The sequence below is a fragment of the Romboutsia sp. 1001713B170131_170501_G6 genome (assembly GCF_015668195.1).
In the GTDB taxonomy this organism is placed as follows: Bacteria; Bacillota; Clostridia; order Peptostreptococcales; family Peptostreptococcaceae; genus Romboutsia_C.
Map to the genome: position 1 here is coordinate 6,682 of NZ_JADPFC010000010.1, position 13,821 is coordinate 20,502.

Consider the following 13,821-nt stretch of genomic DNA (forward strand, 5'->3'; position numbering starts at 1 on the left):
TATTGCCATCTTCTTTATCATTAGCAGTTACTCCTGTTAATGGATTGAACTTTTCTCCAACCTTTATTGTTTTATTCTCTGCATTTATCGTTGGTACTTTATTTACTATAAGTTCAATTGGTTGAATTACATTACCTGAAAATTCAGCATTACATTTACCAATATTTACATTCTTTGAAAAAGAGTAATTTTCACTATTAACATTTATATCTTTCCATAATATTTTATTAGTATCTTTATCATATAATCCATTTTCAGAAATATTTGATGGTTCTATTTTATTTCCTTTTTCATCCACTATTATGTCATCAATTTCTAGAGATCCTAATCGCTTTATTTTTTTTGATTTTAATTTTATATTTTGGTTATCTAATTGTACGTAACTTAAATGATTCAAATTAACTAGAGGAGTTATATCACTTATTTGGTTATTAGCTAAATTCAATATCATTAATTTAGTTAAATTCGATAAAGGATTTATATCACTTATTTGATTATTAGTTAAATTTAAAAAATCTAAATTAGTCAAATTTTCTAAAAAATTTATATCACTTATCTCATTACTACTTAAATATAATCCTGTTAATTTTGTCAATCCTCCTATAGAACTTAGATCACTTATGTGATTATAAGACAAATGCAATCCATGCAATTTAGTTAAGTTTGACAAGGGAGTTATATCACTTATTTTATTATTATTTAAATATAAATATTTTAAATTAGTTAAATTTGATAGAGGGCTTATATCACTTATTTGATTTTCAATTAAACGTAAAGTAACTAAATTAGTTAAATTTGATAGAGGACTTATATCACTTATTTGATTATTAGTTAAGTCTAAATTAGATAATTTTGGTAATTTAGTTAATTTTGATAGAGGACTTATATCACTTATTTGGTTATTAGCTAAATCTAAATTAGATAAATTTGTTAATTTTAATACATGAGTTATATCACTTATTTGATTATTAGCTAAGTTTAAAGTAGATAAATTAGATAAATTTGATAGAGGCCTTATATCACTTATTTGATTATGATTTAAGTCCAAAATGGCTAACTTCGTTAAATTTTTTAGAGGACTTATATCACTTATTTTATCTCCATCTAGATATAAGTAAGTTAAATTTACGCAATATTGTAGCCCTTCTAAGTTTGATATTTTTGAATCAATTACAGTTAACCTTTTTAATGATTCTAATTCAGACTTACTTATATCTGCATCTAAATCTTTTTTCCTTAACTGCCTATTTATTTCTCTTTTTAAATTTATATCTTTAATATCAATTATTTTACTTTCTCTAACCTTTTCATCTACAGATTTAACATCGTTATTTACTATAGGTTTATTTTCAATCTTTAAATTATTATCTTTAATTTCATTTTTAGTATCTATACTTTCATGATTAGAAATCTCTGTAGATGGCTCAATTTTTTTATCTATAGAAATTGGATCTAAATGTTCTTCTTTATTCAAACTAGTTCCATTTATATCTTTATCATTAGATTCTATTTCATCTGCTAGTACATTTACCATCATTGATTGTATAATCACCGTTGTTGTAATTACTGATACAAATGTCTTTTTAATATGATTTTTTTTATTCATTAGATTTTCTTCTCCCCTTTATTTTATTAAAATTTAAATAAAAATTTTATCAAATCGAACATTGTAAAATAATGTAAATATTTACCACTTACCATTTTTACCCCTAAAAGTATTTTTAAATCAAAAAATCACAAAATAAAATCACTAGCATCTAATATTCATATATAGATTTACAATACTAAAATCACGGAAAAATAAGTATAGATTAAAAATTTTCTCTGTTGGTTAAGTAATAATATAAATGCTTAAAACATAATTTTAATAAATAAAAAAAATAACACCTCATATGAGGTGTTATTTTTTATACTAACTTATAATCTTTTGGGTCTAACTTACTTGCTGAGTCTTTATCTAAAATTAATACTATATCATTATGGAATTGTAATATTGATGCTGGCACTTCTGGTAAAACTTTACCATATACTGTGTTATATATAGCTTCTGCCTTTCCTTCTCCTGATGCTAAAAGCATTATTTTTTTAGACTTAAATATTGATCCAGTTCCCATAGTTATAGCCTTCTTAGGTACATCATCTATACTATCAAAAAATCTTGCATTAGCTTCTATTGTGCTGTCCTTCAAATCAACTAAGTGAGTTCCTCTTTCAAAGTTTATTGTAGGCTCATTAAATCCTATATGAGCATTGTGACCTATACCTAATACTTGTATATCTACCCCCCCAGCTTCTTTAATAGACTCATCATAGTTTATACATTCTTTTTCTATATCATCAGTCATACCATTTGGTATATGTATATTTTCTTCTTTTATATTTATATGGTTAAATAAATTTTCTCTCATAAAATAGTCATAACTTTGTTCGTTTGACTTTGGAAGTTCAAAGTATTCATCTAAATTAAACGTCTTAACTTCAGAAAAATCTATAAGACCTTCTTCATACATACTTACTAACTCTTTATACATTCCTATTGGAGTGCTTCCTGTAGCCAATCCTAAAACAGAATCTGGCTTTAATGTTAATTGACTTGCTATCATTTGTGCAGCTTTTTTGCTCATTTCATCGTAATCTTTACATACTAATATTCTCATAATAAATTACCCCCTCATCTATTTTTTGTATATTACTTTTCCGCAGTTTATAGTCATATGACAGTTTATTTTTTCATCAAATATAGCTATATCTGCATCCTTTCCTATTTCTATACTACCCTTTTTATTATCTATTCCTATTGATTTGGCAGGGTTTATTGATGCTAATTTTATAACTTTTTTCATATCTAAATTAGTATTTTTCATAAAATTATAAACCATCTTATTAAGAGGCATAACACTTCCTGCTAAACTTCCACTTTCTAATCTTGCTTGATTACTCTTAACAATAACCTTTTGACCACCTAAAGAATATTCCCCCTCTTCTAATCCACCAGCTTCTATTGAATCTGTTATAAGAATTACCTTATCTTCACCTTTATTATTTAGTATAAATTGGAATAAATCCTTTAGTATATGTATTTCATCTGCTATAAGCTCGCAATATACATTAGTCGTAAGAGCAGCCCCTACAACCCCAGGATTTCTATGATTTAGTCCACTCATTCCATTAAATGTATGTGTTATATTACTAGCTCCCATATTTATAGCTTCTTTTGCTTCGTCATATGTAGCTTTACTATGACCTATTGATAAAACTATATCTGTGTTAGCTTTAATTTTTTTTGTAAATTCCATATCTACATCTTTTTCTGGGGCATAAGTTATTATCTTTATTACGTCCTTGTATTTGTCTATAAATTCATAAGTTGGAGCAACTATAAACTTTTCATTTTGAGCGCCTTTATAATCTTTATTTATAAATGGCCCTTCTAAATGAGTTCCTATTACTTGAGCTCCTTTAGTATCTTTATCCATATATTTCTTTATGGTGTCTAAAGCGTCTGTTATACTTTTTTCATCCATAGTCATTGTTGTTGGTAAAAATGAAGTTACACCATGTCTTGCTATAGATTTAGCTATTGTACAAATAGCATCATCAGTACCATCCATTGTATCTTTTCCCATGTTGCCATGTATATGTATATCTATTAATCCAGGACATACATAATTTCCATTGACATCTATTATTTCACAATCTTTTGGTGCTTCATTAACTATATCGATTATCTTCTCATCAAATACTAATACTTTGTTCTCTAGTATTTGGTTTTCTAAAACTATTTTTCCATTAACTATACATTTCATACTTAACACCCCTACTCACTTAATATTAATTCATATTGATACTTATCACTTCTAAATATAGATATTGTGTATTCTATTGGCTTTCCTTCAGTATTATATGAATTTCTTTGAAGCTTAAGCGCTAATGCTCCTTCTTCTGTATCTAATATATTAGATTCTTCTTCTGATAAAATCACTGGCTCCATAGTTTGCCTAGCTTTTGTTATCTTATAGTTATAGTTTTCACTTAGCATTTTATATAATGAATTATTATCTAACATTCCTTTAGTAAAACCTTTGCACATTTGTTCCGACAGATAAACAGTTTCTATACCAAATGGCTCTCCATCTGTATACCTTAGTCTAACTATCTTATATACATTAGTATTTTCATCTTTTATGTTTAATTTATTTTTTATTAAGTCACTTGGTACTTCCATTTCAAAAGATAATATATCAGTCCTTATGTTTATACCCTTTTCTTTCATTACATCTGTAAATCCTTTTACATTTGAAAACTCATATTTTTTCTTTTCCTTAGCAACAAATGTACCTTTACCTTGTACTCTATATAATATTCCTTCACTTACAAGACCCATAATCGCCTTATTAACAGTCATACGACTTACATTTTGCCTAGAACAAAGCTCTCTTTCAGGTATTATAGCATCCCCTTCTTTTAATTCTCCATCTTCTATCATTTTTCTAATTATAGAACTTAATTGTATGTGAAGTGGAGTGGTAATATTTTTATCTACTATTTCCATATTTTCCACCACTCTTTTTTTGTTATAATATTTATTTTGGTATATACCAATTGTACTTTATTTCTATCTATCTATTCAATAGTTTATTTAAATTTTGCATAAAATATTTTTAAGTATATACAATGACAAATTTAAAATAAATCATTATACGATATAAATAATCTTTTTGTATCATGCTCTTTACATGTTATATGTAATATTTTGTTTAACATGTGTGCTTTCTATGGTATTATATTAAGATACACCATTAAACTTACATATTTTAACTTTAATAAAAGCATAGTATTTAATTATTTTAATCGTATATATTAAATCAAATTTAAGGAGATGATAAAACTTGATAAAAATAGGTGATTTCAATAAACTTGAAGTTAAGAGAGAAACAAACTTTGGTTATTTTTTAGATGGAAAAACATCTAATTCAAAGGATGACATTTTACTTCATAAAAGATTTATAGGACATAACAAAATAGAACTTGGAGATGTAGTAAATGCATTTATCTATATAGATTCAGAAGGTAGACGTACAGCTACACTTATACCTCCTAAAGGTAAGGTAGATGAAATATGCTATTTAAAAGTTGTTACTCATACTAAAATAGGTAGCTTTATAGATATTGGTCTTCCAAAGGATATATTAGTCCCTTTTAAAGCCAAAACTTATGATTTAGAAAAGGGCAATAGATATTTATTCAATATATATCTTGATAAAACAGGTAGACTTGCTGCTACAACAGATATAGACAGTTTATTAACAACAGACCATAATTATAATATAGGAGATACAGTTTCTGGTATAGTTTACGGATTCCAAACTAATAATAGTGCTATGGTATGTGTAGATAATAAATATGCTGCTGTTATACTTGCTAATGAATACTTTACAGATTTAAAACACGGAGATAAACTTGAAAATCTAAGGGTTATAAAGATTTACGAAGATGGAAAATTAGGACTTACTCCTAGACAAGAAAGAAAAAATGAACTAGATTCTCTTGAATGTCAAATAATAGATTATTTAAAGAGTAATGATGGTCATATGAGTTTCAATGATAAGAGTTCTCCAGAAGATATATCAAAAGTATTTAAAAGTAGTAAGAAAAACTTTAAACGTGCTCTTGGAGTACTAATGAAAAAAGATTATATCTATCAAAACGAAAATGGAACATATTTAAAGTAAAAATATTTTTATAAATATTTAAAATGGAGTTTACTTAATTGTAAACTCCATTTTCTATTATATTCTATTAACTTTAGTTTTTATAGCAGCTTCCTTAACAGCATTTGCCACATTCTTAGTAACATCTTTATTGAATGGATCTGGTATTATATTTTCAGAAGATATTTCTTCTTCTCTTATTGTATTTGCTATTGCATATGCTGCTGCTATTTTCATTTCTTCGTTTATATCACTAGCCCTAACATCTAATGCCCCTCTAAATACACCTGGAAATGCTAATACATTGTTTACTTGATTAGGGAAATCTGATCTTCCTGTTCCAACTACAAGTGCACCTCCTGCCTTAGCTTCATCTGGCATTATTTCAGGTATTGGATTTGCCATAGCTAAAACCATAGACTTATCTGCCATAGTTTTTATATCGTCTTTATCTAATAAATTTGGTGCAGATACACCTATAAATACATCTTTACCATTAATAACCTCTTTTAAAGTTCCTCTTTCATTTCTAATGTTTGTTATATCTAGCATATCTTTTTGTGCCCAGTTTAGATTATCCATTTCTTCATTTATAGCACCATATTCATTACAGAATATTACATTTTTAACATTCATACTTAATAGTATCTTTCCTATAGCCAAACCAGCAGCTCCTGGTCCATTTATTACTATTTCTAAATCCCCTATATTTTTGCCAGATAATTTTGAGTAATTTATTACAGCTGATGCAACAACTATAGCCGTACCATGCTGGTCATCATGAAATACAGGTATATCCATTTCTTTTTTTAATCTTGATTCTATTTCAAAACATCTAGGAGAGCTTATATCTTCTAAGTTTATTCCTCCAAATACTGGCTCCATTAATTTTATAGTATTTACTATTTCATCTACATCATTTGTTTTAAGACATATAGGAAATGAATCTACATCAGCAAATTCTTTAAATAGTATAGCTTTTCCCTCCATAACAGGTATAGATGCTTCTGCCCCTATATTTCCAAGTCCTAAAACAGCACTTCCATCACTAACTACCGCAACAGTATTTCCTTTTGATGTATATCTATAAACATCATCTTTATTTTTATGTATTTCTTGACAAGGTCTAGCAACACCTGGAGTGTATGCTACTGCTAATTCATCTCTATTTTCTACTTTTACCTTACTTACTACACTTATTTTCCCTTTGTTTTCTTCGTGCATTTTTAAAGCTAATTGTGCATAATCTTTAGACATATTCTACCTCCATGTTTTATCTTTTACAATAACGTTTTCTACCTTTTTCGTATATATTTTCACCATAACTATCTATAGCTACAATCAATTGCAAATCTTCGATTTCTAATCTTCTTATTGCCTCTGCACCTAAATCATCATAAGCTATGACTTCACAAGATTTTATAGAATTTGATATATAAGCACCTGCACCACCTATAGCTGCAAAATATACAGCCTTATGTTTTTTTATACCTTCTATTACATCTTCACTTCTTTTTCCTTTTCCAATCATAACCTTAAGACCTCTTTCTAATAGAGGAATAGTTAAGTCATCCATTCTATAACTTGTAGTTGGCCCTGCTGAACCTATTACTTCATTTGGTTTATTTGGAGTTGGTCCAACATAGTATATAGCCTGTCCACATATATCAAAAGGCATTTTTTCTTTTCTTTCTATAGTTTCAATAAGTCTTTTATGAGCAGCATCTCTTGCAGTATATATAGTTCCACTTAAACTTACTACATCTCCACACCTCAACTTGATTATTTCTTCATTGGATAACGACATATTTAATTTAATCATAAATCACCCCTATATTATAACTTTTTTATGTCTTGAAGCATGACAGTTTATATTAACTACAACAGGAAGACCTGCTATATGAGTTGGAAATGTTTCTATATTTACAGAAAGAGCTGTTGTATTTCCACCTAAACCTTGTGGCCCTATTCCCAATTTATTAATTTCTGTTAATAATTCCATCTCTAATTCTGCTATAAATCTATCTTCATTATGTTCTCCAATATTTCTAAGTAAAGCCTTTTTTGATATTTGAGCACACTTATCTATAGTACCACCTACACCAACACCTACAACTATAGGTGGACATGGATTAGGACCAGCCTCTGATACTGTATTTATTATAAATTCTTTTATTCCATTTATACCATCAGATGGCTTTAACATCTTCATTTTACTCATATTTTCACTACCAAAACCTTTAGGAGCAAATTCAATTTCTATTTTATCTCCTTTTATCATTTCATAGTGTATTATGGCTGGAGTATTATCTTTTGTGTTAACTCTATTTATAGGATCTACTACGGATTTCCTAAGGTATCCTTCTTCATATCCTTGTCTAACACCTTCATTTATAGCAACTTCTATTGTATCTCCACTTATTAGTACTTCTTGACCTAGCTTTACAAAAAACACCGCCATACCAGTATCTTGGCATATTGGTATATTTTTTTTACTTGCCACTTGTATATTTTCTAAAAGCACATGTAATATATTTTTTCCTAATTCACTTTCCTCTTTTTCTAGATTTTTATGTATAGCACATACAACATCTTGCCCCAAATTTATGTTAGCATCTATACACATCTTTTTTACTTCTTCTGTAATTTTATGAGATTTAATTTCTCTCACTCGAACATACACCCCATTTTTATTTAAAATATTCGTAATATAATTAAACTTTATCATTTATTACAAATTTTAACAATACATAGCTTATATTTTGATTATTTTAATATTATGTATAAAATGTAATTATTTGTTAATCATATAATATACAAATTATTTTTTTGGAGGTATAACTATGGATATGTTATATAATATAGCTCTTATACTAGTTATTATTGGTGCTATAAATTGGGGTCTAGTAAGTATCGCTAATTTTGATTTAGTTGCAGCAATTTGTGCTGGTGGAGGTAGATTTGGTAATATAAATACTTTAAGCAAAATAGTATATGGATTAGTAGGACTTTCAGGAATTTATATAGCAATAGATTACTTTATGGCTATGATGTAAAGTTTTATATTTACCTAATTTTAATAAAAACATAATTTTATATAAAATAAAAAAGAGGGTATATACCCTCTTTTTTATTTTATAATATCTCTAAACTCTAAATTAGTTATATCTTTTAAATCTTTCGGTGAAATCTCTACTTGATAACCTATTTTACCAGCACTAACTATAATATTATCAAGTTCTTTTGCACTTTCATTTAGAAAAGTTTTATAAAGTTTTTTCATACCTATAGGTGAACATCCACCTCTTATATATCCTGTAAATTTATTTATATCATTTACATTAATCATCTCTACACTTTTTTCATTAGCTACTTTTGCTGCTTTTTTTAAGTCTAAATGTTCATTTACAGGTATAACATATACATATATATTTTTACTTTGAGATATAGCTACTAATGTTTTGTATACTACACTAACATCTTTACCTATCTTCTCCGCTACCTCAACTCCGTCTACATGTTCTCCTTTTTTAAATTCATAAGAGTACATATTATATTTTACTTTTTTAGAGTCTAGTATTCTACATACATTAGTTTTTATCTTACTCACTTATTATATCTCCCTTGTGTAATTTCTTAACCATTCACACTCACTTTTATTTAAGAATGGTGATATTTTATCAAATACTGCTTTATGGTAGTTATTTAAATATTTCTTTTCATCTTCTAACATTAAGCTTGCATCTACTGCATCTAAATCAATTGGTGCAAAAGTTATAACCTCAAAATCCATGAATTGTCCATATTCATTTTTCTCAGCCTTTCTTGTAACCACTTCATTTTCTATTCTTATACCATGAGAACCTTCTATATATACACCTGGTTCATTAGTAGTTACCATACCTTCTTCAAGCACACAACTGTCATCTCTTTCTGGTACTACTCTCCATCTAAATCCATTTGGAGCTTCATGAACATTTAATACAAATCCGATACCATGACCTGTTCCACACTTATAATCTATTCCTAAATCCCAAAGCGGACCTCTAGCTAATATGTCAAGATTATACCCTCTGCATCCATATAAAAATTTAGCTTTTGATAATCTAATCATACCCCTAACTACATTTGTAAAATGAGTCTTAGCATCTCTTGTTATTTCACCTAATGCTATAGTTCTTGTTATATCTGTAGTACCATCATAATATTGCCCACCTGAGTCTATTAAAAATAAATCTCTTGGCTCTAATTTATAGTTGCTTTCTTCTGATGCACTATAGTGCATCATAGCAGCATGTTCTCTATATGCAGCTATAGTGTTAAAACTTGGTTCTATAAATTTATCTTGTTCTCTTCTTAAGTCTTCTAGTTTTTGAGCCGCACTCATTTCAGTTATTTCTTCTTTATCTACATTAGTTTTAAGCCAATACATAAATTTAGTAAAAGCTACACCATCTTTTATATGACTATTTCTTATATTCTTTAGCTCTATTTCATTTTTTATTGATTTAAACATAATAGTCGGGTTTTGTGTATCTATCTTTCTTACAGTTTTTGATATATTGTTATAAATAGCATAATTTACTTTATTTGAATCAAGTAATACAACTTCTTTTTCATTTATAGTTTTAACAAATTCATATATAGAGTCGTATGGTTTAACTTGTACTTTCTCTTTATTTAATTCATTTTTTATAGTTTCATCTAATTTTTCTTCATCTATAAATAAGTAAACTTCATCTAAAGTTATAACTGCATAAGATAATACTACTGGATTGTGTTTTATATCTTTACCTCTTATATTAAATAACCACGCTATATCATCTAAAGTTGTTATGATATGTACACTTGCTTCTTTTTCTTTCATAGCATTTCTTACTCTATTTAACCTTTTTGAAAAACTTTCTCCTGTATATTTAACATCTAGTAAAAAAGCTTTTTCCTTTGGTAATTCCGTTCTATTTTCCCATATTTGATCTACTAAATCGTAGTTATATTCTATATCAATATTTTTAAATTCTAATTTATCTTTTAAATTTTTTCCTTCTTTTGCACATACTACTTTACCATCAAAACCTAGTTTTGAATCTTTTTTCATATTATCTATTAGATATTTTTCTACAGTAGGGACACCTTCTTCTCCCATTTTAAATAACTTTATAGTACTATTTTTAAGTTCATTTTCAGCCTGTATAAAATATCTTCCATCTGTCCATAAACCTGCTTCATCTTGAGTAATTACTATTGTACCTGCTGAACCTGTAAATCCTGATATATATTCTCTTGATTTAAAGTAATCACCTACATATTCACTTTGGTGATAATCTGAAGATGGTATTAGGTAGGCATATATCCCTTTGTCGTTCATTAACGCTCTTAATTTATTGATTCTTTCTTTTATCATAGTCTTACTCCTTTCAATTTTGGTTATCTTATGTACTATTTTAACACTATTTAGTAATTTTAACTAATTAATTTATATTATAATTTATCAAACATAAAATAGCCTATATGAAATTTCATATAGGCTATTATCTATGGATTTTAAATAGTATATATCTGGCAATTTTGTATTATATAAAAGGATTATAAAACCTCGACCCATCAACTTTAATCATAAATATAGATATTAATAAAATTATTATTAACACTAATATAGATATATAATCTCTTTTTTCAAATTTTCTTCTATTAAACCAAGTACGTTTTTTGTTATTTCCAAAAGCTCTTAGCTCCATAGCTAAACTTATTTTATCTATTCTTTCTAAACTAGAGAATATCAAAGGCATAAGTATTGCTGCCGAATTTTTTATTCTTTTTGATAATTTTTCTTTTTTTGATAAATCAATTCCTCTTGCTTGCTGAGCAAAAGATATATCCTTATAGTCTCTTTGAACATCTGGTATATATCTAAGAGCTATTGATACTGTATATGCAGCTTTATAACTTACCCCAAGCTTATTTAATGATGCTGCAAATTCACTTGGATCCGTTGTAAGTATAAATAAAAGCGCCATAGGTATTGTTGCAAAGTATTTCAATACTACGTTTAACTCATAAAATAATTGTTCCTTTGTTATTGTATAAGGACCTATTAAATGAAGTAAATCCGTTCTACTTCCATATATTTCTACACCTTGATATGGAGCAAATATAAATATTAAAAGCGCGTTTAGTAGCAAGAAAAATAATATAAAATAAATTACAAAAGATACTTCTTTGAATTCAATTTTTGACATTTTAAATACTACTATTCCAACAATAAAAAGTCCAAGTAAAACTCTTGTATCATATGTTATCATTGCCGCTATTGTCCAAAGTAAAAAACATATTAACTTTGTAGCCCCAGTTAACCTATGAATAGGTGAGTCTTTCTTTATATATGACAACATTTCTGTATTCATATGTTTCTAACCCTCCTATCATAATCAATAAATCTATTTACAAATTCTACAGAATCTTCTATTTCACATTTTATAGCTAGTTCTTGTAGTGATGTTTCTTTTAAATTTGCTTTTTCTATTATATCTTTATTTGTTAATATCTTAGTTGATTTATCATCACCTATTTTTTGACCATTTGATAAAACTACTACATTATTTGTATATTCTAGCATAAGGTGCATATCATGAGTTACCATAATTATAGTAACACCCTTTTTATTTAATTCTACTAAAAATTCCATTATTTCCGTATAATGCTTGAAGTCTTGTCCTGCTGTAGGCTCATCTAGTATTATTACCTCTGGATTTAATACTAATATAGATGCTATTGTAACTCTTTTCTTTTGCCCAAAACTAAGTGCTGATATAGGCCAATTTCTATACCCATAAAGCCCACAAGTTTTAAGTACACTTTCTACTTTTTCTTTTATTTCTTCTTTATTGTATCCTCTTATCTTTAAACCAAAAGCAACTTCATCAAATACCATAGTTTTAGATATCATTTGATTAGGATTTTGCATAACAAATCCTATTTTTTCCGAACGCTCTTTTATAGATTCATCTTTTATATCTTTCCCATCAAATAATATTCTTCCACTAGTTGGTTTGTAAAAACCACATATTAATTTTGATATAGTAGATTTACCTGCACCATTTCTACCTACTATACTTGCTATATCACCTTTTCTTATCTTAAAAGATACATCTTTAAGTATTTGTTTTTCGGGAGAATACGAAAAGTTTATATTATCTAATTCTAATATATAGTCATTTTTAGCTTTAGATTCTTCTTTTTTAGTATTCTCATACCAATCATTGACCTTATCCTTACACTTTTCTATATCTAATGTATTTATACTTTCAGGCTTTAAGTCTTTATTTATCTCACAACCTGAATATTTTAAGGCAGTTATATATAAAGGCTCTCTCACTCCAACTTCTTCTAGCGTGTTAGTTGATAAGAGTTCATTTGGAGTAGTATCTGCTATTATACATCCTTTGTCCATAACTACTATTCTATCTACCTTACAATGAAGAACATCCTCTAATCTATGCTCTATTATTACCATTGTTTTATTTTCTTTTTGTTGTATGCTATCTATAAGTTCCATAGCACTTTTTCCTGTAGCTGGGTCTAAACTTGCTAATGGCTCATCAAATAGTAATACTTTAACTTCATCTACTGTAACTCCAGCTAAAGTTACCCTTTGCTTTTGCCCTCCAGATAGCTTATATGGTGATGCTTCTAATTCATTATCTATATCAACTAGCTTAGCAGCTTTATTAACTCTATCTATCATTTCATTTTGTTCTACACAGTAGTTTTCTAACTTAAATGCTATGTCTTCTCCTACTGTAAGACCTATAAACTGACTGTCTGGATCTTGAAGAACAGTCCCAACTACTTTAGATAATTCAAATATATTTTTATTTTTTATATCTTCATTATTTATCCTTAGCTCTCCGCTCATCTCTCCATTATAGAAAAATGGTACTAATCCATTTAGACAATGTGCCAAGGTACTTTTACCTGATCCTGATGGCCCTACTATTAATACTTTTTCACCTTCATAGATAGTCAAGTTTATATTTTTTAGTGTTGGCTCAGCTTGAATTCTATATTTAAAATTGAAGTCTTTAAACTCAATTATTTTCTTTTTCATAAA

13 protein-coding genes are annotated in these 13,821 nt (G+C 27.5%); 2 read left to right on the forward strand and 11 right to left on the reverse strand.

Translation table 11 applies throughout. From position 1 onward, the window contains the following. The 4 genes from I4U89_RS13855 to I4U89_RS15885 form a co-directional block, all read right to left on the reverse strand. Positions 1 to 1,606, reverse strand: a 1,606-nt coding sequence (locus I4U89_RS13855; RefSeq protein WP_195940873.1) for a leucine-rich repeat domain-containing protein, incomplete at its 3' end; no start/stop codon positions are given. Positions 1,607 to 1,907: 301 nt separating this feature from the next. Then, entirely contained in the window at positions 1,908 to 2,657 is a 750-nt protein-coding gene (nagB, locus tag I4U89_RS13860) for a glucosamine-6-phosphate deaminase (RefSeq protein ID WP_195940874.1), read from the reverse strand. Positions 2,658 to 2,675: 18 nt separating this feature from the next. Next, the gene (nagA, locus tag I4U89_RS13865) at positions 2,676 to 3,806 is read right to left on the reverse strand and encodes an N-acetylglucosamine-6-phosphate deacetylase (protein ID WP_195940875.1); all 1,131 of its coding nucleotides are present in this window, start codon (positions 3,804 to 3,806) and stop codon (positions 2,676 to 2,678) included. Positions 3,807 to 3,817: 11 nt separating this feature from the next. Next, entirely contained in the window at positions 3,818 to 4,552 is a 735-nt protein-coding gene (locus tag I4U89_RS15885; RefSeq protein WP_195940876.1) for a GntR family transcriptional regulator, read from the reverse strand. A 337-nt stretch (positions 4,553 to 4,889) separates the two neighbouring features. Here I4U89_RS15885 and I4U89_RS13875 point away from each other — a divergent pair, with 337 nt between their 5' ends. Continuing rightward, positions 4,890 to 5,732, forward strand: coding sequence for a CvfB family protein (locus tag I4U89_RS13875; protein ID WP_195940877.1), 843 nt, complete (start codon positions 4,890 to 4,892; stop codon positions 5,730 to 5,732). Between the two features lie 57 nt (positions 5,733 to 5,789). On the opposite strand, the gene I4U89_RS13880 is transcribed toward I4U89_RS13875, so the two are convergent. From I4U89_RS13880 to I4U89_RS13890, 3 genes are read right to left on the reverse strand one after another with little or no spacing between them, the layout of a single operon-like run. Further along, the gene (locus tag I4U89_RS13880; protein WP_195940878.1) at positions 5,790 to 6,968 is read right to left on the reverse strand and encodes an NAD(P)-dependent malic enzyme; all 1,179 of its coding nucleotides are present in this window, start codon (positions 6,966 to 6,968) and stop codon (positions 5,790 to 5,792) included. Positions 6,969 to 6,984: 16 nt separating this feature from the next. Then, positions 6,985 to 7,533, reverse strand: coding sequence for a Fe-S-containing hydro-lyase (locus I4U89_RS13885; protein WP_195940879.1), 549 nt, complete (start codon positions 7,531 to 7,533; stop codon positions 6,985 to 6,987). Positions 7,534 to 7,542: 9 nt separating this feature from the next. After that, positions 7,543 to 8,382 carry a fumarate hydratase gene (locus I4U89_RS13890; protein WP_195940880.1) on the reverse strand — a complete coding sequence of 280 codons (840 nt, stop codon included), beginning with the start codon at positions 8,380 to 8,382 and terminating at the stop codon, positions 7,543 to 7,545. A gap of 172 nt (positions 8,383 to 8,554) precedes the next feature. Here I4U89_RS13890 and I4U89_RS13895 point away from each other — a divergent pair, with 172 nt between their 5' ends. Continuing rightward, a complete protein-coding gene (locus tag I4U89_RS13895) occupies positions 8,555 to 8,767 on the forward strand; it encodes a DUF378 domain-containing protein (protein ID WP_195940881.1) in 213 nt (70 codons plus the stop codon). 74 nt (positions 8,768 to 8,841) lie between these two features. On the opposite strand, the gene ybaK is transcribed toward I4U89_RS13895, so the two are convergent. From ybaK to I4U89_RS13915, 4 genes are all read right to left on the reverse strand, one after another. Next, on the reverse strand, positions 8,842 to 9,321 hold the full coding sequence (ybaK, locus tag I4U89_RS13900) for a Cys-tRNA(Pro) deacylase (protein ID WP_195940882.1): 480 nt from the start codon (positions 9,319 to 9,321) through the stop codon (positions 8,842 to 8,844). A 3-nt stretch (positions 9,322 to 9,324) separates the two neighbouring features. After that, positions 9,325 to 11,115: an aminopeptidase P family protein gene (locus I4U89_RS13905; RefSeq protein WP_195940883.1), complete on the reverse strand. Its 1,791-nt coding sequence runs from the start codon at positions 11,113 to 11,115 to the stop codon at positions 9,325 to 9,327. A gap of 169 nt (positions 11,116 to 11,284) precedes the next feature. Then, positions 11,285 to 12,115 (reverse strand): energy-coupling factor transporter transmembrane component T family protein, encoded by an 831-nt coding sequence (locus tag I4U89_RS13910; protein WP_195940884.1) that lies wholly within the window; start codon positions 12,113 to 12,115, stop codon positions 11,285 to 11,287. Beyond that, positions 12,112 to 13,818 (reverse strand): ABC transporter ATP-binding protein, encoded by a 1,707-nt coding sequence (locus tag I4U89_RS13915; protein ID WP_195940885.1) that lies wholly within the window; start codon positions 13,816 to 13,818, stop codon positions 12,112 to 12,114. Before I4U89_RS13915 ends, I4U89_RS13910 begins: the two co-directional genes overlap by 4 nt. Positions 13,819 to 13,821 lie beyond the last annotated feature (3 nt).

Bases quoted from the DNA above. Each gene is read 5' to 3' on its own strand.
- I4U89_RS13885 (WP_195940879.1), bottom strand. From the start codon at position 7,533: ATGATTAAATTAAATATGTCGTTATCCAATGAAGAAATAATCAAGTTG.
- I4U89_RS13905 (WP_195940883.1), bottom strand. From the start codon at position 11,115: ATGATAAAAGAAAGAATCAATAAATTAAGAGCGTTAATGAACGACAAA.
- nagB (WP_195940874.1), bottom strand. From the start codon at position 2,657: ATGAGAATATTAGTATGTAAAGATTACGATGAAATGAGCAAAAAAGCT.
- I4U89_RS15885 (WP_195940876.1), bottom strand. From the start codon at position 4,552: ATGGAAATAGTAGATAAAAATATTACCACTCCACTTCACATACAATTA.
- I4U89_RS13880 (WP_195940878.1), bottom strand. From the start codon at position 6,968: ATGTCTAAAGATTATGCACAATTAGCTTTAAAAATGCACGAAGAAAAC.
- I4U89_RS13895 (WP_195940881.1), top strand. From the start codon at position 8,555: ATGGATATGTTATATAATATAGCTCTTATACTAGTTATTATTGGTGCT.
- I4U89_RS13915 (WP_195940885.1), bottom strand. From the start codon at position 13,818: ATGAAAAAGAAAATAATTGAGTTTAAAGACTTCAATTTTAAATATAGA.
- nagA (WP_195940875.1), bottom strand. From the start codon at position 3,806: ATGAAATGTATAGTTAATGGAAAAATAGTTTTAGAAAACCAAATACTA.
- I4U89_RS13910 (WP_195940884.1), bottom strand. From the start codon at position 12,115: ATGAATACAGAAATGTTGTCATATATAAAGAAAGACTCACCTATTCAT.